The following is a 17,756-nucleotide window of genomic DNA, read 5'->3' on the forward strand; positions in this document are numbered from 1 at the left end:
GGCGGGCGGATGGCCGGACACGCGCACTCTCCTGCACGGATGCAGTACGTTCGGGGCATGTCCCAGCCCGCCAAGTCCTCACGTACACCAGCTGCGCCCGACGCTCCGGAGAGCGCCGCGGGGAGTCGTGCCGCCGCCCAACGCCTCAAGATGCGCAGGGAACTGGCGGCCGCGGCCATGGAGCTGTTCTCGACCAAGGGGTACGAGGCGACCACCGTCGACGAGATCGCGGCGGCGGCCGGGGTCGCCCGCCGCACCTTCTTCCGCCACTTCCGCTCCAAGGAAGAAGCGATCTTCCCGGACCACGACGACACCCTGATCCGCGCCGAGGCGGTGCTCAACGCGGCGCCCCCGCACGAGCATCCGCTCGACACGGTGTGCCGCGGGATCAAGGAGGTCATGAAGATGTACGCGGCCCGGCCGGAGATCTCGGTCGCCCGCTACAAGCTGACCCGTGAGGTCCCCACTCTCCGGGAGGCGGAGATCGCCTCCGTGGCCCGCTACGAGCGCCTCTTCACCCGCTATCTGCTGGGTCACTTCGACGAGCACGCCCACCACGACGCCGGCAACGACGACCCGCTGCTCGCCGAGGTGGCCGCGTCCGCCGTGGTCACCGCGCACAACCACGTGCTGCGGCGGTGGCTCAGATCCGGCGGACAGGGCGACGTCGAGACCCAGCTCGACCACGCCTTCGCCATCGTCCGCAAGACCTTCGGCACGGGCATCGGCGCCGGCCGCACCCTGGCGCCCGAGCCGGCCGCCGCGACGACGTCCACGCACGGCGAGGTCCTGGTGACCGTCGCCCGCACCGACGCCCCGCTCGACGAGGTCATGCGGACCATCGAAGAGGCGCTCCGCGACCGCTGACCCACCCCCGAACCGCGCTTGAAACCACGATCTACTCAACGGTAACTGTGAGAACGGCCACCCCTCGGGGTGGCCGTTTTGGCACGTCAGGGGCCCTTTTCCACCCTCGCCTGATCGATCATCGCTCAGGTGTTACGTAAAGATTTCACCTGAGCGAACTTTCTGGCACTGGGTGCCTTGCGGGGTGACACGGCGTGCCATACGTTGAAGGAGTCCGGGCGGCCGGAGTGCGGATGAACCCCGTACGCCGACTGTCCCCGCAGACCTCGGTCCGCGCGCCCGGACGCCTGCGTCACAGGCAACCCTCCGCGCCACACACAGCGCCGCCGAAGCACCACCTCCGCCGAACCGACGGCATCACCACCCAGCAGCAGCACCCGACGTAACCCTCAACAGCGTCTTCCCACGAGGACGCTCGTCGCCGGAGGCACCACCGTGAAGGACATCCTGGACGCGATCCAGTCGCCGGACTCCACGTCCGCCGACTTCGCCGCTCTGCCGCTCCCCGAGTCGTACCGCGCGATCACCGTGCACAAGGACGAGACGGAGATGTTCGCGGGCATGACGACCCGCGAGAAGGACCCGCGCAAGTCGATCCACCTGGACGAGGTCCCGCTGCCGGAGCTCGGCCCGGGCGAGGCCCTGGTGGCCGTCATGGCCTCCTCGGTCAACTACAACTCCGTGTGGACCTCGATCTTCGAGCCGCTGTCCACCTTCGGATTCCTGGAGCGCTACGGCCGCACCAGCGAGCTGGCCAAGCGCCACGACCTGCCGTACCACATCATCGGCTCCGACCTCGCGGGCGTCGTCCTGCGCACCGGCCCCGGCGTCAACGCCTGGAAGCCCGGTGACGAGGTCGTCGCGCACTGCCTCTCCGTCGAGCTGGAGTCCTCCGACGGCCACAACGACACGATGCTCGACCCCGAGCAGCGGATCTGGGGCTTCGAGACCAACTTCGGCGGCCTCGCCGAGGTCGCGCTCGTCAAGTCCAACCAGCTGATGCCGAAGCCGGACCACCTCAGCTGGGAGGAGGCCGCCGCACCGGGTCTGGTGAACTCCACCGCGTACCGGCAGCTGGTCTCCCGCAACGGCGCCGGCATGAAGCAGGGCGACAACGTGCTGATCTGGGGCGCCAGCGGCGGACTCGGCTCCTACGCCACGCAGTTCGCGCTGGCCGGCGGCGCCAACCCGATCTGTGTCGTCTCCAGCGAGCAGAAGGCCGATATCTGCCGGGCCATGGGCGCCGACGCGGTCATCGACCGCAACGCCGAGGGCTACAAGTTCTGGAAGGACGAGCAGACCCAGGACCCCAAGGAGTGGAAGCGCTTCGGCAAGCGCATCCGCGAGCTCACCGGCGGCGAGGACATCGACATCGTCTTCGAGCACCCGGGCCGCGAGACCTTCGGCGCGAGCGTCTTCGTCACCCGCAAGGGCGGCACCATCACCACCTGCGCCTCCACCTCGGGCTACATGCACGAGTACGACAACCGCTACCTGTGGATGTCACTGAAGCGGATCATCGGCTCCCACTTCGCGAACTACCGCGAGGCCTGGGAGGCCAACCGCCTGATCGCCAAGGGCAAGATCCACCCGACGCTGTCGAAGGTCTACTCCCTGGAGGAGACCGGGCAGGCCGCGTACGACGTGCACCGCAACCTCCACCAGGGCAAGGTCGGCGTCCTCGCGCTCGCCCCCGAGGAGGGCCTCGGTGTGCGCGACCACGCCAAGCGCGCCCAGCACATCGACGCCATCAACCGCTTCCGGAACATCTGAGGTCCAAGATGAGTGAGCGTCAGAAGGACCGGCCGTGGCTGATGCGCACGTACGCCGGTCACTCCACGGCCGAGGCGTCCAACGAGCTGTACCGGCGCAACCTCGCCAAGGGGCAGACGGGTCTGTCGGTCGCCTTCGACCTGCCGACCCAGACCGGCTACGACTCCGACCACATCCTCGCCCGCGGCGAGGTCGGCCGGGTCGGCGTCCCGGTGGCCCATCTCGGTGACATGCGCAGGCTGTTCCAGGACATCCCCCTGGAGCAGATGAACACCTCGATGACGATCAACGCCACCGCCATGTGGCTGCTGGCGCTCTACCAGGTCGTCGCCGAGGAGCAGGGCGCGGACATCACGCGGCTCCAGGGGACGACCCAGAACGACATCGTCAAGGAGTACCTGTCGCGGGGCACCCATGTGTTCCCGCCGGGACCCTCGCTCCGGCTGACGACGGACATGATCGCGTACACGGTCTCCCACATCCCGAAGTGGAACCCGATCAACATCTGCAGCTACCACCTGCAGGAGGCGGGCGCCACGCCGGTGCAGGAGATCGCGTACGCGATGTCCACGGCGATCGCGGTGCTGGACGCCGTGCGGGACTCCGGGCAGGTCCCGGCCGAGAAGTTCGGTGACGTCGTCGCCCGGATCTCCTTCTTCGTGAACGCGGGCGTCCGCTTCGTCGAGGAGATGTGCAAGATGCGGGCCTTCGGCCGCATCTGGGACCGGATCACCCGCGAGCGGTACGGCATCGAGAACCCCAAGCAGCGGCGCTTCCGCTACGGCGTCCAGGTCAACTCCCTCGGGCTGACCGAGGCGCAGCCGGAGAACAACGTCCAGCGGATCGTGCTGGAGATGCTGGCCGTGACGCTCTCCAAGGACGCGCGGGCCAGGGCGGTGCAGCTGCCGGCCTGGAACGAGGCGCTGGGCCTGCCCCGGCCCTGGGACCAGCAGTGGTCGCTGCGGATCCAGCAGGTGCTGGCGCACGAGAGCGACCTGCTGGAGTACGAGGACATCTTCGAGGGCTCCCACGTCATCGAGGCGAAGGTGGCCGAGCTGGTCGAGGCGTCCTTCGCCGAGATCGAGCGGATCCAGGAGATGGGCGGCGCGATGGCCGCCGTCGAGTCCGGCTACCTCAAGTCGCAGCTGGTCTCCTCGCACGCCGAGCGCCGGGCCCGGATCGAGTCCGGCGAGGAGAAGATCGTCGGCGTCAACATCTACGAGTCGACCGAGCCGAACCCGCTGACCGCCGACCTGGACGCGGCGATCCAGACGGTCGACCCTGCGGTCGAGGCCCGGGTCATCGCGTCGCTCCGGAACTGGCGCGACACCCGTTACCAGCCGCCCTTCAACCACCCGCGTCCGTGCAAGGCGCTGGAGCGGCTGAAGGAGGCCGCGAAGGGCACCGACAACCTCATGGAGGCCACCCTGGAGTGCGCCCGCGCCGGGGTCACGACCGGCGAGTGGGCCGGGGCCCTGCGCGAGGTGTTCGGCGAGTTCCGGGCGCCGACCGGTGTCTCGTCGGCTCCGGTGGCCGTCTCCGCCGAGGAGGGCTCGGCCATGGCGGAGGTCCGCCGCAAGGTGGACCTGACGGCGCGGGACCTGGGTGTCGGCAAGCTCCGCTTCCTGGTCGGCAAGCCCGGCCTGGACGGGCACTCCAACGGGGCCGAGCAGATCGCCGTGCGGGCCCGTGACGCGGGCTTCGAGGTGGTCTACCAGGGCATCCGGCTCACCCCGGAGCAGATCGTGGACGCGTCCCTCGCCGAGGACGTGCACGCGGTCGGGCTCTCCATCCTCTCCGGCTCGCACGCCCAGCTGGTCCCGGACGTGCTGGAGCGGCTGCGCGAGGCGGGTGCCGGCGACATCCCGGTGATCGCCGGCGGGATCATCCCGAACGCCGACGCGGACCGGCTCAGGGCCGCCGGAGTGGCCGCCGTGTTCACCCCGAAGGACTTCGACATCACCGGGATCATCGGCCGTATCGTCGACGAGATCCGTAAGGCCAACAAGCTCAGCCCCCTCATCAGCACGGAGGTCCCCGCATGACCAGCCCTGTTCCTCAGGTGAACCGCCTTCGCCCGCGGCGCTCCTGCCTCGCGGTGCCGGGAAGCAACCCCCGCTTCCTGGAGAAGGCCCAGGGCCTCCCGGCGGACCAGGTCTTCCTCGACCTGGAGGACGCCTGCGCCCCGCTCGCCAAGCCCGAGGCGCGGCACACCATCGTCAAGTTCCTCAACGAGGGCGACTGGACCGGCAAGACGCGAGTCGTGCGGGTCAACGACTGGACGACGGAGTGGACGTACCGCGATGTCGTCACCGTCGTCGAGGGCGCCGGCCAGAACCTCGACTGCATCATGCTGCCGAAGGTGCAGACCGCCCAGCAGGTCGTCGCCCTCGATCTGCTCCTCACCCAGATCGAGAAGACGATGGGCTTCGAGGTCGGCAAGATCGGCATCGAGGCGCAGATCGAGAACGCGCAGGGCCTGAACAACGTCAACGAGATCGCGACGGCCTCCCAGCGCGTCGAGACGATCATCTTCGGCCCGGCCGACTTCATGGCGTCGATCAACATGAAGTCGCTGGTCGTCGGCGAGCAGCCGCCCGGCTACCCGGCGGACGCCTACCACTACATCCTGATGAAGATCCTGATGGCCGCCCGCGCCAACAACCTCCAGGCCATCGACGGCCCCTACCTGCAGATCCGCAACATCGACGGCTACCGCGAGGTCGCCCAGCGAGCCGCGGCCCTCGGTTTCGACGGCAAGTGGGTGCTGCACCCCGGTCAGGTCGAGGCGTCCAACGAGATCTTCTCGCCCTCGCAGGAGGACTACGACCACGCCGAGCTGATCCTGGACGCGTACGACTACTACACCTCCGAGGCGGGCGGCAAGAAGGGCTCGGCGATGCTCGGCGACGAGATGATCGACGAGGCCAGCCGCAAGATGGCGCTGGTCATCTCCGGCAAGGGACGCGCCGCCGGCATGCAGCGCACCTCCAAGTTCGAGACCCCCGACAACTAAGGAGCGCTGAGCGCGATGCAGTTCGGACGCACCTACGAGGAGTTCGAGGTCGGGGCGGTCTACAAGCACTGGCCCGGGAAGACGGTCACGGAGTACGACGACCACCTCTTCTGTCTCCTCACCATGAACCACCACCCGCTCCACATGGACGTCAACTACGCCGAGAAGACGACGGACTTCGGCAAGAACGTGGTGGTCGGGAACTACATCTACTCGCTGCTGCTGGGCATGTCCGTGCCGGACGTCTCCGGCAAGGCGATCGCCAACCTGGAGATCGAGTCGCTGCGGCACGTGGCGCCGACCTTCCACGGCGACACGGTCTACGGCCAGACGACCGTGCTCGACAAGTGGCCGTCGAAGTCGAAGAACGACCGCGGCATCGTGTACGTGGAGACCAAGGGCTACAAGCAGGACGGCACGCTGGTCTGTGTGTTCCGTCGCAAGGTCATGGTGCCCACCGAGACCTACATCAAGGAGCGCGGCGGCGAGCAGCCGGGCCGCCCCGAGCTCAGGGAGCAGGAGAAGTAGCCATGGCACGACTCGCCCAGACCCACGGTCTCACGGACGTCCAGCAGGAGATCCTCTCCACCGTCCGCGACTTCGTGGACAAGGAGATCATCCCGGTCGCGACCGAGCTGGAGCACCGGGACGAGTACCCGCAGCAGATCGTCGACGGGCTCAAGGAACTGGGCCTGTTCGGGCTGATGATCCCCGAGGAGTACGGCGGCCTGGGCGAGTCCCTCCTCACGTACGCGCTGTGCGTGGAGGAGATCGCCCGGGGCTGGATGTCCGTGTCCGGGATCATCAACACGCACTTCATCGTGGCGTACATGATCAAGCAGCACGGCACGCAGGAGCAGAAGGACCACTTCCTGCCGAGGATGGCGGCCGGTGACGTCCGGGGCGCCTTCTCGATGTCGGAGCCGGGACTCGGTTCGGATGTGTCGGCGATCACATCGAAGGCGGTCAAGGACGGCGACGAGTACGTCCTGAACGGTCAGAAGATGTGGCTGACGAACGGCGGAACGTCAACACTCGTCGCCGTACTCGTCCGAAGTGACGAAGGACACCCCGAGGGCACGGCGCCCCACAAGTCGATGACGACCTTCCTGGTCGAGAAGGAGCCCGGCTTCGGAGAGGTCCGCCCGGGTCTCACCATTCCCGGGAAGATCGACAAGATGGGCTACAAGGGCGTCGACACGACCGAGCTCATCATGGACGGACTGCGCATTCCGGCCAATCGTGTACTCGGCGGCAGCACCGGCCGGGGGTTTTACCAAATGATGGACGGCGTCGAGGTCGGCCGGGTGAATGTGGCCGCACGTGGCTGCGGTGTCGCTCAGCGTGCATTCGAACTCGGTGTCCAGTACGCCCAGCAGCGCCACACTTTCGGCAAGCAGATCGCCCAGCACCAGGCGATCCAGTTCAAGCTGGCCGAGATGGCTACCAAGGTCGAGGCCGCGCATGCCATGATGGTCAACGCAGCACGCAAAAAGGACTCGGGCGAACGAAACGACCTCGAAGCAGGGATGGCGAAGTACCTCGCCTCCGAATACTGCAAAGAAGTCGTCGAGGACGCTTTCCGGATCCACGGCGGTTACGGCTTCTCCAAGGAGTACGAGATCGAGCGCCTCTACCGCGAGGCGCCGATGCTGCTGATCGGCGAAGGTACCGCCGAAATCCAGAAAATGATCATCGGTCGTCGGCTGCTCGAAGAGTATCGATTCCAGGGCTAGTACGCGGTTGGTCCGGGGTCGGATGTCTGGTTCGGGGTGTTTTCTTCGAGAAGAAGATCACACCCCGTCAGCACTCTTCGGTCGTCGACTCGGCTTCCTGGCTTGCCCAGTTGCGGTCCGCGACCGGTACGATCCCGTGAAAGCCGCCGTCCCCAGTCACCGCGCGGCATCATCCGCTACGAAGGTCATCCATGCCCCACAGCCAAACCTCTGCACCACGCGACAGCCTGGCAGGCGTACGTCTTGCGCGCGGAGCATCGCCGTGGCTTCTCCCGACCGTCGCCACCGCAGCACTCAGCCTCGCCCGTTCGCGCCGCTCCGGCGCCGCCCGGGCCGTGGCCGTACCCGCCACCGCGCTGGCGGCGGGCATGCTGTGGTTCTTCCGCGACCCCGAGCGTGAGATCGCCCAGGGCCGGGTCATCTCGCCCGCAGACGGAGTGGTGCAGAGCATCATGCCGTGGAAGGACGGCCGCACCCGCGTCGCGATCTTCATGAGCCCGCTCAACGTCCACGTCAACCGCGCGCCGCTCTCCGGCACGGTGACGTCCGTGGAGCACATCCCGGGTGGGTTCGTACCGGCGTTCAACAAGGAGAGCGAGAACAACGAGCGCGTCGTCTGGCACTTCGACACCGAACTCGGTGACATCGAGATGATCCAGATCGCCGGCGCCGTGGCTCGCCGTATCGTTCCGTACATCCCCGAGGGCACCAAGGTCGAGCAGGGTGACCGGATCGGGCTGATCCGCTTCGGCTCCCGCGTCGACATCTACCTGCCGGAGGGTGTGGAGATCGACGTCGAGGTGGGCCAGAAGACCGTGGCTGGGGTGACTCGCATTGACCGTGATTGATCCGGAGACCCAACCCGGCCAGACGGCCGCGACGGGCTGGGTGCCCGAAGTCGACGAGGTGGAGGACGACGCGGAGGAGATGCCACTGTCGCTCCGCCTGTCGATAGCGGACACGCTCACCCTCGGCAACGCCACGTGCGGCTTCATGGCGGTGTACTTCACCACCACGGGCATCCTGATCCCGCACCTCACCGGCAGCCAGGAGTCGGGCATGGCCCGGCACAGCGCGGCCACCGCGGTGATCCTGATGCTGTGCGCGGCGATCTTCGACCTGTTCGACGGGCTGGTGGCGCGCAAGCTCCGCTCCTCGCCGATGGGCGCGGAGCTGGACAACCTCTCCGACCTCATCAGCTTCGGCCTCGCGCCGGCGTACTTCGTCCTCGTCTACGGCATGGTCGCGGACGACGCGCACCAGCGGGTGGCGGCGGTGGGGGCGATCGTCGTGCTGCTGGCCGTGGTGCTGAGGCTCGCGAGATTCTCCTGCGTGACGGTGAAGGACGGCACCTTCCAGGGCATGCCGTCGCCGTTCGGCGCGCTGACGGTCATCTCGATCGTGCTGCTTGAGCTGCCCTTCGTGGCGACGCTCCTGGCCATCGTCGGTGTCGCGTGGCTGATGGTGAGCCGCGTCGAGTACCCGAAGCCGCGGGGTCCCCTCGCGGGCGCCGTGCTCACCTGGATCGTCCTCGCGATGGGCCTTCTGGCGGCCTGGGCCTTCGACGCCCCCGGCGGTCAGCTGCTGCTCCAGACCGGCTGTGCGCTGCAGCTCGTCATGGGCGCGGTCATCCCGCTGTTCGCCACGGCCCGCCGGGTGAACAACTTCCGCGACAACCGGCGCGAGGCGCGGGCGGCCCAGCTGCCCTGACGCTCCGCTCCAGCACTGACGGGTGTGGCCCGAGCCTTCATGGCTCGGGCCACACCCGTTTCGCGTTCAAGGGCGTCGGGGTTTGCCCTTGAGGGGTCAACTACCTCGTGTGGGGCTCCAGTTGCTGGGGGTGAGGAAGAGGTGGACGGTGGAAAGGGGTGGGTTTCACATCAGTTGACACCTTTCGAGCGTCAGGAGAAGAGCATGGCCTCGTCCACACCCATAGAACACAAGGTGAAGCACACTTCGCAGATACCGGCGAACGCGGGCACCGAGGTGGAGCTGCCCGTCCGGGAGTACAACGGCACCCACGGGCACGACCGCGAGCCGGTGCTGATGCTGCACGGCAGAAGCGTGCCGGCCCTCCCAGGCTTCGACCTCGCGCCGGTGCCCGGCGATGAGAACCCGAGCCGGTACAGCTGGGCCCAGAAGCTGGCCAAGGCCGGTTTCGACGTCTTCATCATGGACCTCCAAGGCTCCGGACGGTCACCTCGCCCGACCATGGACGTGCCGTGCAACACCAACCCCGCCCAGCAGGCGCAGGTGCTCGTCCCCAACCCCCTGTCGGAGCCGTGCACTCCCCCGCCTCCGTACCCCTCGCAGCTGGGCAACTCGGAGAGCGAATGGGCAGAGGTGAAGTCGGTCGTCGAGTACATCAGGGATCTTCCCGACGCGGACAAGCCGATCCACTTCGTGGGCTGGTCCGCGGCCTCGTTCGTGATGGGTCCCTACGCGCTCCGGTACCCCGACGACGTCAGGAGCCTGTTCCTGCTCGCCCCTATGTTCCCGCCGAAGGGACGGTGGTCCGAGAAGGCCGACCAGCCCTTCGGGCGTCCGGCCGAGGCCCTGACGCTGCCCGTGTCCAAGCCGGAGAACCAGTTCGGCTTCCCGATGCACGTGACCAGCAAGAGAGGCTTCAAAGCCGCGCTGACCGGCCCCGCCGCCCTGTGGGAGCCCGGCATCGACGAGCTGGCGTGGGAAGCCTGCATGCAGAACGACCACGAAGGCAGCAAGTGGGGCCGCAGGGTGAACGGCGGCGAGCCGGAGGGCGTCCTGCGATACCGGAACACCTACTGGTGGGGCTGGAACAACCACACCGTGCCGCTCATGAGAGAGAACGAGTACCTGCTGGGTGGTCGCGTTCCCGTGCTCATCCTCTACGGAGAGAACGACCGGACGGCCAACAGCCCGACGCCGATGCCCGACAACCTCAACTTCTCCGTGCCGGCCCTCTACGATGCCATCGCGGGGTCGAAGAAGCTGATGTTCTGCTTCGAGGCTTCGGGCCACTCTCTCGTCTGGGAGACCACCGCCGAGGCCATCCACCACTTCTCGAAACACTGGTTGAAGAAGGGCGAGGTGGAGGGCCACGGCAGCGGCAGCTTCTTCAGGGAACTCGACGGCAACCTGATCCGCCTGCCCTAGGGATCAGGCGAAAAAGTCCCGCGCGATCCCCTCAGCCACCCGTTCCAGAATCGGCCCCGGATCCGCCAGGCACCGTTCAACGTCCGGCTCGACCTCCGTCAGGGGGTACGCCCGGCGGATGCCGGCCCGGCCCAGGGCCTCCGGTGGCAGGGCCAGGCGGCCGCAGACCGCCACGACCTCCTTGTCGGCGGCGCGCGCGGCCGCCGCGACCCCCGCCGGGGCCTTGCCGTGCAGGGTCTGCTCGTCCAGGGAGCCCTCGCCGGTGATGACGAGCGTGGCCTTCGACAGCGCCGCCGCGAAGCCCAGGACGTCGAGCATCACCTCGATGCCGGGCCGGAAGCGGGCACCGAGGACGAGGGCGCCGTAGCCGATGCCGCCCGCGGCGCCCGCGCCCGGGGCGAGGGCGTGCTCGGCGGCGCGCGGCCCGACCGTCTTCTCCAGGACGGCCGCGAAGTGCGTCAGGGCCGCGTCCAGCGTCGCCACGTCCTCGGGGCTCGCGCCCTTCTGCGGGCCGTACACGGCCGGGGCGCCCTTCGGGCCCGTCAGCGGGTTGTCGACGTCGCTCGCCAGGACGAGGTCGACCGACGTGAGCCGCTCGTCGAGGCCCGACAGGTCCGCCGTCGCCAGGTCGCGCAGGCCTCCGCCGCCGGGCCCGACGGGCTCCCCCGCCGCGTCCAGGAAGCGCGCGCCGAGCGCGGCCAGCATGCCGGCGCCGCCGTCCGTCGTGGCGCTGCCGCCGACGCCGAACACGATCGTGCGGGCGCCCGCGTCGAGCGCGGCGCGCAACAGCTCCCCCGAGCCGTACGTGGTGGCCGTGAGCGGTGCGAAGACCCCGGCGGGGAGCCGTTGCAGGCCGCTCGCCTCGGCCATCTCCACGACGGCCGTGTCGCCGCGCAGCGCGTAGGCGGCGGTGACGGGCTCACCGAGCGGCCCCGAGACCCGTACCTCGCGGCGTTCGAAACCGGCCGCGACCGCCGCGGCCACCGTGCCGTCGCCGCCGTCGGCGACCGGCAGCGCGTCGACCTCCAGGTCGGGCAGGACCCGGCGCAGGCCCGCCGTGACCCGCTCGGCGACCTGGACGGCCGTCAGCGTGCCCTTGAACTTGTCCGCGGCGATCAGCACCCGCGGGGCGGCAGTGCCCCTGTCGTCGGCCGTGCCCGTGTCGCCGGACGTGTCGATCCCGTCCATCGCGGCGTTCGCCACCTTGCGTTCCCCTCGCTCGTCGGGCCTTGCGCACGTCAAGGCAGTCGCGCCGCTGTGACCCTAACCGCCCCGGCCCCGGTACGTCATGCCCCGTCCCGCCCACCGAACACCGTCCGCCGGGCACCGCCGGGCGGACACCGCGCGAGCCCCGCCGGGCCGGCGTGCGCGGAATCGGGCGGAATCGGGTAGACCTTCGGACATGACGCCCACGACCACCACCCCCCTCGCGCCCCCGGTCGGTGCCGAGCTCGCCGACCGTGTGCTCGGGGGCTGGCTGGGCCGGATCGCGGGGAACATGCTCGGGAAGCCGGTGGAGCAGGGGGAGGTGTGGACACGGGCGCGGATCGACCGCTATCTGCGGCTGGCCGGTGCCCTGCCGCTCACCGACTACCTCCCGGAACCGCCCACCGAGAGCGACGGGCTCGCGCTGCGGCCGGAGTGGCGCGAGTGCGTGCGCGGGCGGATCCACGGCAGCTGCCGCGACGACGACGTGGACTACGCGATCCTCGGGCTGCACCTGCTGGAGACGCACGGCTTCGGCTTCAGCACCGAGCAGCTCGGTGACCTGTGGCTGCTGCGGCTGCCGTATCTCCAGACGTTCACGGCGGAGCGGGTGGCGTACCGGAACCTCGCGGCCGGGCTGAAGCCGCCGCTGACGGCCACCTACGACAACCCGTACCAGGAGTGGATCGGCGCCCTGATCCGCGCCGACGTCTTCGGCTGGACCTCCCCCGGCCTGCCCCGGCGCGCGGCCTCGCTGGCCCGGCGCGACGCGGTGCTGTCGCACACCGGCAACGGCGTGTACGGGTCGATGTGGGCGGCGGCGCTGATCGCGGCGGCGTTCACGGCGCCGGGGGCGCGGGCCGCGCTGGACGAGGCGCTGGCGGTGGTCCCGGCGAGCAGCCGGCTGGCGCGGACCGTGCGGCGGGTCGTGTCGCTGTACGAGGCCGGACTGGCCTGGGAGGAGACGCTCACGACGGTGGGCGAGGAGACGTCCGGGCTCGGCTGGATCCACGTGGTGCCGAACGCCGCCGTGCTCACGGCCGGGCTGCTCTACGGCGAGGGTGACTTCACCCGCACCCTCGCGCTGACCGTCCGAGGCGGCCTGGACACCGACTCCAACGGGGCCACCGCCGGTTCGGTGGCGGGTGTGCTGTGTGGGGCGGCGGCGATCCCGGAGCGCTGGAAGGACCCGTTGGAGGACACCGTGCGCAGCGCCGTGTTCGGCTTCGACGGGGTGCGCATCAGCGAACTCGCCCAGCGCACAGTGCGGTTGGCCGAGACATTCGGCCCCTGAGCGCCGGTCCTTCCGCTCCCCGAGCGCCGATTTCCCGCCGTCGCGGGCCGTCTACCCTGGGCGGATGACCACTCAGGACTTCGCCGCGTACATCGCGAGCCTGCCCCGTGTCCTCGCCGGTGCCGCCGCGATCTTCCGTGACGCCGAGGGGCGCGTGCTGCTCGTCGAGCCCAACTACCGTGAGGGATGGGCGCTTCCGGGCGGGACGATCGAGTCGGACGACGGCGAGAGCCCGAGGCAGGGGGCGCGGCGCGAGACCCTGGAGGAGATCGGGCTGGACGTGGAGCCGGGGCGGCTGCTCGCCGTGGACTGGGTGCGCGGGGCGGGACGGCCGCCGCTGGTGGCGTACGTGTACGACGGCGGGGTGCTCGACGAGGACGATCTGAAGCGGATCCGGTTGCAGGAGGAGGAGTTGCTGTCGTGGCGGCTCGTCCCGCGCGCCGAACTCCCCGGGTACCTCCTGGGACCGCTCGGCCGACGGGTGCTGGCCGCCCTCGACGCGCTGGCGGAGGGCACCGGGGCGGTCGAGCTGGAGAACGGCCAGCGAGTGGCCTGAACCGTCGAGGATCAGCCACCGCGGGGTCGCTCGGTCACCGCCCGTCGTTGACAGGAGTCAGCTGACATCGCGTCAACTCGCCTTGTACAGAACGTTAAGTGGGTGAGCCTGCCATTTAATAGAAGTTTAAAGTGATGGCTGAAAACGCTGCCCGTTCGTCACTCCAGCATCTAGGCTGACGTCAGCCCCGTCCGAGCGATCGCGCCTCGTCGCCCCGCTCGGTGGCCGGGGCAGCACTCGGGACACCGTGACCGGCGGCCCGGGCGCGGGCCGTGGCGCCGGAGATCCGGAGCCCCAGGGGGAACGGTCACCGGGAGCCGCCCGGGACAGTCGGTCTCCCCCCACCCGCGGGCCGTTTCTCGCCCGTCCTCACCGAACAGGCAGCTGAGGTCATGGAACCACTGGGCTCAGACGATCCCGAGGAGCTAGGTCCCTACCGTCTCGTGGCACGGCTCGGCGCAGGAGGGATGGGGCGGGTCTATCTGGCGCGCTCCCCGCAGGGGCGGACCGTCGCGGTCAAGGCCATCCGGCCCGAGCTGATGGGGGACAAGAACTTCCGTATCCGCTTCCGCCGCGAGGTGGAGGCCGCGGGGGCGGTCGGCGGCAGATACACCGCGCCCGTGGTGGACGCCGACCCCGAGGCCCCCATCCCCTGGCTGGCCACCGACTACATCGCCGGGCCCACCCTGGCCGAGGCGGTCGCCGCGCACGGGCCCCTGCCGGTGGAGTCGGTGCTCGTGCTGGGCGCCGGCATCGCCGAGGCCCTGATCTCGGTGCAGGCGGCCGGGCTGGTGCACCGCGACCTGAAGCCCTCCAACGTGCTGCTCGCCGCCGACGGTCCGCGCGTGATCGACTTCGGCATCGTCCGGGCGAGCGACGGCTACGACCTCACCCGCTCCGGCGCGCTCTTCGGCTCCTTCGAGTACATGTGTCCCGAGCAGGCCACGGGCGAGCCGCTGGGCCCCGAGGGGGACGTCTTCTCGCTGGGCTCGGTGCTCACGTTCGCCGCGTCCGGGCACGCCCCGTTCAGCGGCAGCGCGGCGGCCACGCTCCTGTACCAGGTGGTGCACAGCGCACCGGATCTGACCGGTGTGCCCGAACCCCTCGACAAGATCATCAACCTCTGTCTCACCAAGGACCCCCGGCTGCGGATCACCCCGGACAAGCTGGCCGCCGCCTGCGCGCCCAGCGGTGTGGAGCAACTTGCGGCCGACGGCTGGCTGCCCCCGTCGGTGGCCTCCTCGGTCGCCCTGCGCGCGGCGGCGGTGCAGACCCTGGAGACCGGGCCGAACGGGTCGGTCTCCTTCCGCTCCACCGAGACCGAACGGGAGCAGGACGCGTACGACTTCCTGCAGGAACGTCACTCCTGCGCGCCGCGACCCGACGGGGCCGCGTACGACACGCGGCAGGAACCGGCCACGTACGACTTCGAGCGGGAAGAGGCGCCGGGCGTCGCGGACACCGCGTCGACGCGCGCGTCCGGCGGCTCCGGGGGCCGGGCGGCCGGGGTGCCGTCGGCCGACGGGGACGGCGGGCACAGCGGGGCCGTCGACGGCGCGGGCCGGTCCGGCCGCGAGCCGTCGGCCCCGGCCGCCTTCGTCGACGGCGCGGAGCCCGGTGCCGCTCCCGAGGAGCCCGAGCCGTACCGCGCCGCCGGGCACCGCCGTGCCGTACCGCGCTCCGGTCCGTCCCGGCGCACCGTCCTCACCCTGTCGGCGGGTTCCGCCGCGGCCGCGGTCGGCGCCGGCCTGGTGGTCAGCCGCAACAAGCCGACGGTGTCGTCCACGGAGCCCGCGGGTCCGGCCCCGAAGCCGCTGTGGACCTACCGGAGCGCCCCGCTGCTCCAGGCGCCCGCCGCCTTCAAGGACGGCACGGCCCTGGTGAAGACCCGGCCGGGTGACCTGGTCTGCCTGGACCTCAAGGACGGCACCCGGCCCAAGTGGGTCTACGAGGGCATCAGTCAGTCGCCCACCCCGGCTCTGCTGGCCTTCGACGCCGCGATCGCGCTCGGTGAGGGTGCGACCGTGATCGGGGTCGACCCGGTCGACGGAACGGAACGCTTCACCATCGACTTCGGGCCGGACTTCCGCTTCACCACCCTGCTCGGCGCCACCGACGACCAAGCCGTCTCCATCATCGGCGTGCGGCTCCGGCGCGCGTCCGACGAGCAGGGCGTGGCGACGTCCACGGAGGCGGTGTTCGGCGTGGATTTCGCGGCCCGCCGCGCCGAGGTCATCCCCATCAGCCCGGAGGACGTCGGCATCAAGCTGGCGCCGGTCGTCCTCCCCGGCTACTTCGTCTACGCCGACGGACTGCGCAACGTCACGGTCCGGGACACCGACAGCTCCGGCGTCCTGTGGCGGTACCCGGTCGGCTACGACCTGCGGCCCGGGCTCGCCGTGATCAACCGTACGGTGTTCGCCATCGGCCAGGAGCTCAAGGCCCTGGACCTCGGCAGCGGCAGACTCCGCTGGCGGGTCAAGCCCGAGCGCGGCATGTTCGCGTCCCTCGGCGGCTACGGCAACACCGTCTACGTCACCGGCACGGACCCGGCAGGTGTGTACGCGTTCAACGCCGGTACCGGCGCCCGCCGTTGGTTCTGCCCCACCCCCCGCCTCAACATCGACCAGCCGATCACGGCGGGCCCCGAGGCGGTCTACGTCCCCGCCTACAAGAACAAGAACGGCTTCTACGCGATCGGCGCCGCCAAGGGCCGGCTCCTGTGGAACTTCACGGACGGCGTGGAGACCGGCGTCAACGACTGGCAGCTCGCCTGCGACCACAGCGGTGTCCTGGTCGCCCAGCACTACGACCGCACCTACGGCCTGCCCGCCCCCTGACCCGCCACGCCGATATCCGCTCGCCCCGGCCGCGGGGCCGACCTACGCTCGCCCCATGAACAAGCCCCTCGTCGCCCTGCTCAGTGGCGCAGGCATCTCCACCGACTCCGGCATCCCCGACTACCGGGGCCCCAACGGCCTGTGGCGGCGCGATCCGGAGGCCGAGAAGCTGGTGACGTACGAGTACTACATGGGTGATCCGGAGATCCGCCGGCGTTCGTGGCAGATGCGGCGGCGGAACCGGACACTCCAGGCCGAGCCGAACGTGGCGCACCGGGCGGTGGCGGAGCTGGAGCGGTCCGGGCTGCCGGTTCGGGTGATCACGCAGAACGTGGACGGGCTGCACCAGCTGGCCGGGATGCCCGCCCACAAGGTCCTGGAACTGCACGGCTCCGCGCGGTCCGTGGTGTGCGTCGGGTGCCACGCCCGGATGCCGATGGAGGACGCGCTCGCCCGGGTCGAGGCCGGTGAGGACGACCCGCCGTGCCTGAAGTGCGGGGGCGTGCTGAAGTCCGCCACCGTCATGTTCGGCGAGCGTCTCGACCCGGTGGTCCTCGGCGAGGCCGTCGCGATCAGCAAGGCCTGCCAGATCTTCATCGCCGTCGGCAGCAGTCTCCAGGTGCAGCCCGCCGCCGGGCTCGCGGGCGTCGCCGCCGACCACGGGGCCCGTCTGATCATCGTCAACGCCGAGCCGACCCCGTACGACGAGTGGGCGGACGAGATCGTACGGGAGCCGATCGGGACGGCGCTGCCGGAGGTGCTGCAGGAGATCCGCGCGGCGAGCGACTGACAGGCCCGGGGGCCCGGCCCCTCAGAAGAGTGCCGCGCCCCGTTCGAAGTCCAGCAGGCGCTGTTTGCGCTCCGTGCCGCCGCCGTATCCGGTGAGGCTGCCGTCGGAGCCGACCACACGGTGGCAGGGGACGATGATGCCCACGGGGTTCTTGCCGTTGGCCAGACCGACCGCGCGGGACGCCTTGGGATTGCCCAGGGCGCCCGCGAGTTCGCCGTACGAGCGGGTCTCGCCGTAGGGGATCCGGGCGAGCTGCTCCCAGACCTGGCGTTGGAACGGGGTTCCCCTCAGTTGGAGTTCGAGGGTGAACACCTTCAACTCGCCCGCGAAATAGGCCTCCAGCTGTTCCCGGGGTTCGGCGAAGGCCGTGTCGTCCCGTCCGCCGAAGCTCTCCTGCGGCGGGCGATGGCGCTGTTCGGTCATGTAGAGGCCGCACAGGACACCGTCGTCGGCGACGAGGGTCAGGGGGCCGTAGGGACTGTCGACGACGGTGTGCCGCTTCTGCTGCTTCATGGGTGGTCCTCGGAAGGTGGGTGGGGGCCG

At 69.9% G+C, this 17,756-nt stretch carries 15 protein-coding genes; 13 read left to right on the forward strand and 2 right to left on the reverse strand.

Going from position 1 to position 17,756, the window contains the following annotated elements; all coding sequences use genetic code 11:
* Positions 1-57 precede the first annotated feature (57 nt).
* From ACZ9QC_RS07095 to ACZ9QC_RS07135, 9 genes are all read left to right on the forward strand, one after another.
* A complete protein-coding gene (locus ACZ9QC_RS07095) occupies positions 58-867 on the forward strand; it encodes a TetR family transcriptional regulator (protein WP_230213611.1) in 810 nt (269 codons plus the stop codon).
* Between the two features lie 435 nt (positions 868-1,302).
* A complete protein-coding gene (gene ccrA, locus ACZ9QC_RS07100; RefSeq protein WP_472919344.1) occupies positions 1,303-2,640 on the forward strand; it encodes a crotonyl-CoA carboxylase/reductase in 1,338 nt (445 codons plus the stop codon).
* 8 nt (positions 2,641-2,648) lie between these two features.
* Positions 2,649-4,685, forward strand: coding sequence for a protein meaA (locus tag ACZ9QC_RS07105; protein WP_472919345.1), 2,037 nt, complete (start codon positions 2,649-2,651; stop codon positions 4,683-4,685).
* Complete coding sequence (locus tag ACZ9QC_RS07110; RefSeq protein ID WP_239758478.1) at positions 4,682-5,656, forward strand: HpcH/HpaI aldolase/citrate lyase family protein; 975 nt, start codon at positions 4,682-4,684, stop codon at positions 5,654-5,656. The genes ACZ9QC_RS07105 and ACZ9QC_RS07110 overlap by 4 nt, the downstream gene beginning before the upstream one ends.
* Before the next feature lie 15 nt (positions 5,657-5,671).
* The gene (locus ACZ9QC_RS07115; protein WP_469074995.1) at positions 5,672-6,184 is read left to right on the forward strand and encodes a MaoC family dehydratase; all 513 of its coding nucleotides are present in this window, start codon (positions 5,672-5,674) and stop codon (positions 6,182-6,184) included.
* A gap of 2 nt (positions 6,185-6,186) precedes the next feature.
* Positions 6,187-7,392, forward strand: coding sequence for an acyl-CoA dehydrogenase family protein (locus ACZ9QC_RS07120; RefSeq protein WP_472919346.1), 1,206 nt, complete (start codon positions 6,187-6,189; stop codon positions 7,390-7,392).
* Positions 7,393-7,583: 191 nt separating this feature from the next.
* A complete protein-coding gene (locus ACZ9QC_RS07125) occupies positions 7,584-8,240 on the forward strand; it encodes a phosphatidylserine decarboxylase (protein ID WP_078531507.1) in 657 nt (218 codons plus the stop codon).
* A gap of 40 nt (positions 8,241-8,280) precedes the next feature.
* A complete protein-coding gene (gene pssA, locus ACZ9QC_RS07130) occupies positions 8,281-9,102 on the forward strand; it encodes a CDP-diacylglycerol--serine O-phosphatidyltransferase (RefSeq protein ID WP_045556561.1) in 822 nt (273 codons plus the stop codon).
* Between the two features lie 204 nt (positions 9,103-9,306).
* Positions 9,307-10,527: an alpha/beta hydrolase gene (locus ACZ9QC_RS07135; RefSeq protein ID WP_472919347.1), complete on the forward strand. Its 1,221-nt coding sequence runs from the start codon at positions 9,307-9,309 to the stop codon at positions 10,525-10,527.
* Between the two features lie 3 nt (positions 10,528-10,530).
* Here the strand turns inward: ACZ9QC_RS07135 and ACZ9QC_RS07140 are convergent, their stop codons facing one another.
* Positions 10,531-11,715: a glycerate kinase gene (locus ACZ9QC_RS07140; RefSeq protein WP_472921621.1), complete on the reverse strand. Its 1,185-nt coding sequence runs from the start codon at positions 11,713-11,715 to the stop codon at positions 10,531-10,533.
* Positions 11,716-11,929: 214 nt separating this feature from the next.
* Here ACZ9QC_RS07140 and ACZ9QC_RS07145 point away from each other — a divergent pair, with 214 nt between their 5' ends.
* The 4 genes from ACZ9QC_RS07145 (at position 11,930) to ACZ9QC_RS07160 (ending at position 17,213) form a co-directional block, all read left to right on the forward strand.
* Complete coding sequence (locus ACZ9QC_RS07145; RefSeq protein WP_472919348.1) at positions 11,930-13,027, forward strand: ADP-ribosylglycohydrolase family protein; 1,098 nt, start codon at positions 11,930-11,932, stop codon at positions 13,025-13,027.
* Positions 13,028-13,091: 64 nt separating this feature from the next.
* On the forward strand, positions 13,092-13,583 hold the full coding sequence (locus ACZ9QC_RS07150; protein WP_472919349.1) for an NUDIX domain-containing protein: 492 nt from the start codon (positions 13,092-13,094) through the stop codon (positions 13,581-13,583).
* Positions 13,584-13,975: 392 nt separating this feature from the next.
* The gene (locus ACZ9QC_RS07155) at positions 13,976-16,423 is read left to right on the forward strand and encodes a protein kinase domain-containing protein (RefSeq protein ID WP_472919350.1); all 2,448 of its coding nucleotides are present in this window, start codon (positions 13,976-13,978) and stop codon (positions 16,421-16,423) included.
* Positions 16,424-16,478: 55 nt separating this feature from the next.
* Positions 16,479-17,213 carry an SIR2 family NAD-dependent protein deacylase gene (locus tag ACZ9QC_RS07160; protein ID WP_472919351.1) on the forward strand — a complete coding sequence of 245 codons (735 nt, stop codon included), beginning with the start codon at positions 16,479-16,481 and terminating at the stop codon, positions 17,211-17,213.
* Positions 17,214-17,234: 21 nt separating this feature from the next.
* Here the strand turns inward: ACZ9QC_RS07160 and ACZ9QC_RS07165 are convergent, their stop codons facing one another.
* Positions 17,235-17,726, reverse strand: coding sequence for a methylated-DNA--[protein]-cysteine S-methyltransferase (locus ACZ9QC_RS07165; protein ID WP_472919352.1), 492 nt, complete (start codon positions 17,724-17,726; stop codon positions 17,235-17,237).
* Positions 17,727-17,756: the final 30 nt, after the last annotated feature.

The organism is Streptomyces sp. HUAS MS02 (assembly GCF_055702265.1).

Excerpts from the sequence above, each read along its gene's own strand:
- ACZ9QC_RS07120 (WP_472919346.1), top strand. The coding sequence starts at position 6,187 with ATGGCACGACTCGCCCAGACCCACGGTCTCACGGACGTCCAGCAGGAG.
- ACZ9QC_RS07095 (WP_230213611.1), top strand. The coding sequence starts at position 58 with ATGTCCCAGCCCGCCAAGTCCTCACGTACACCAGCTGCGCCCGACGCT.
- ACZ9QC_RS07145 (WP_472919348.1), top strand. The coding sequence starts at position 11,930 with ATGACGCCCACGACCACCACCCCCCTCGCGCCCCCGGTCGGTGCCGAG.
- ACZ9QC_RS07115 (WP_469074995.1), top strand. The coding sequence starts at position 5,672 with ATGCAGTTCGGACGCACCTACGAGGAGTTCGAGGTCGGGGCGGTCTAC.
- ACZ9QC_RS07110 (WP_239758478.1), top strand. The coding sequence starts at position 4,682 with ATGACCAGCCCTGTTCCTCAGGTGAACCGCCTTCGCCCGCGGCGCTCC.
- ACZ9QC_RS07125 (WP_078531507.1), top strand. The coding sequence starts at position 7,584 with ATGCCCCACAGCCAAACCTCTGCACCACGCGACAGCCTGGCAGGCGTA.
- ACZ9QC_RS07105 (WP_472919345.1), top strand. The coding sequence starts at position 2,649 with ATGAGTGAGCGTCAGAAGGACCGGCCGTGGCTGATGCGCACGTACGCC.
- ACZ9QC_RS07165 (WP_472919352.1), bottom strand. The coding sequence starts at position 17,726 with ATGAAGCAGCAGAAGCGGCACACCGTCGTCGACAGTCCCTACGGCCCC.
- ACZ9QC_RS07150 (WP_472919349.1), top strand. The coding sequence starts at position 13,092 with ATGACCACTCAGGACTTCGCCGCGTACATCGCGAGCCTGCCCCGTGTC.
- ACZ9QC_RS07140 (WP_472921621.1), bottom strand. The coding sequence starts at position 11,715 with ATGGACGGGATCGACACGTCCGGCGACACGGGCACGGCCGACGACAGG.
- ACZ9QC_RS07155 (WP_472919350.1), top strand. The coding sequence starts at position 13,976 with ATGGAACCACTGGGCTCAGACGATCCCGAGGAGCTAGGTCCCTACCGT.
- ACZ9QC_RS07135 (WP_472919347.1), top strand. The coding sequence starts at position 9,307 with ATGGCCTCGTCCACACCCATAGAACACAAGGTGAAGCACACTTCGCAG.
- ACZ9QC_RS07160 (WP_472919351.1), top strand. The coding sequence starts at position 16,479 with ATGAACAAGCCCCTCGTCGCCCTGCTCAGTGGCGCAGGCATCTCCACC.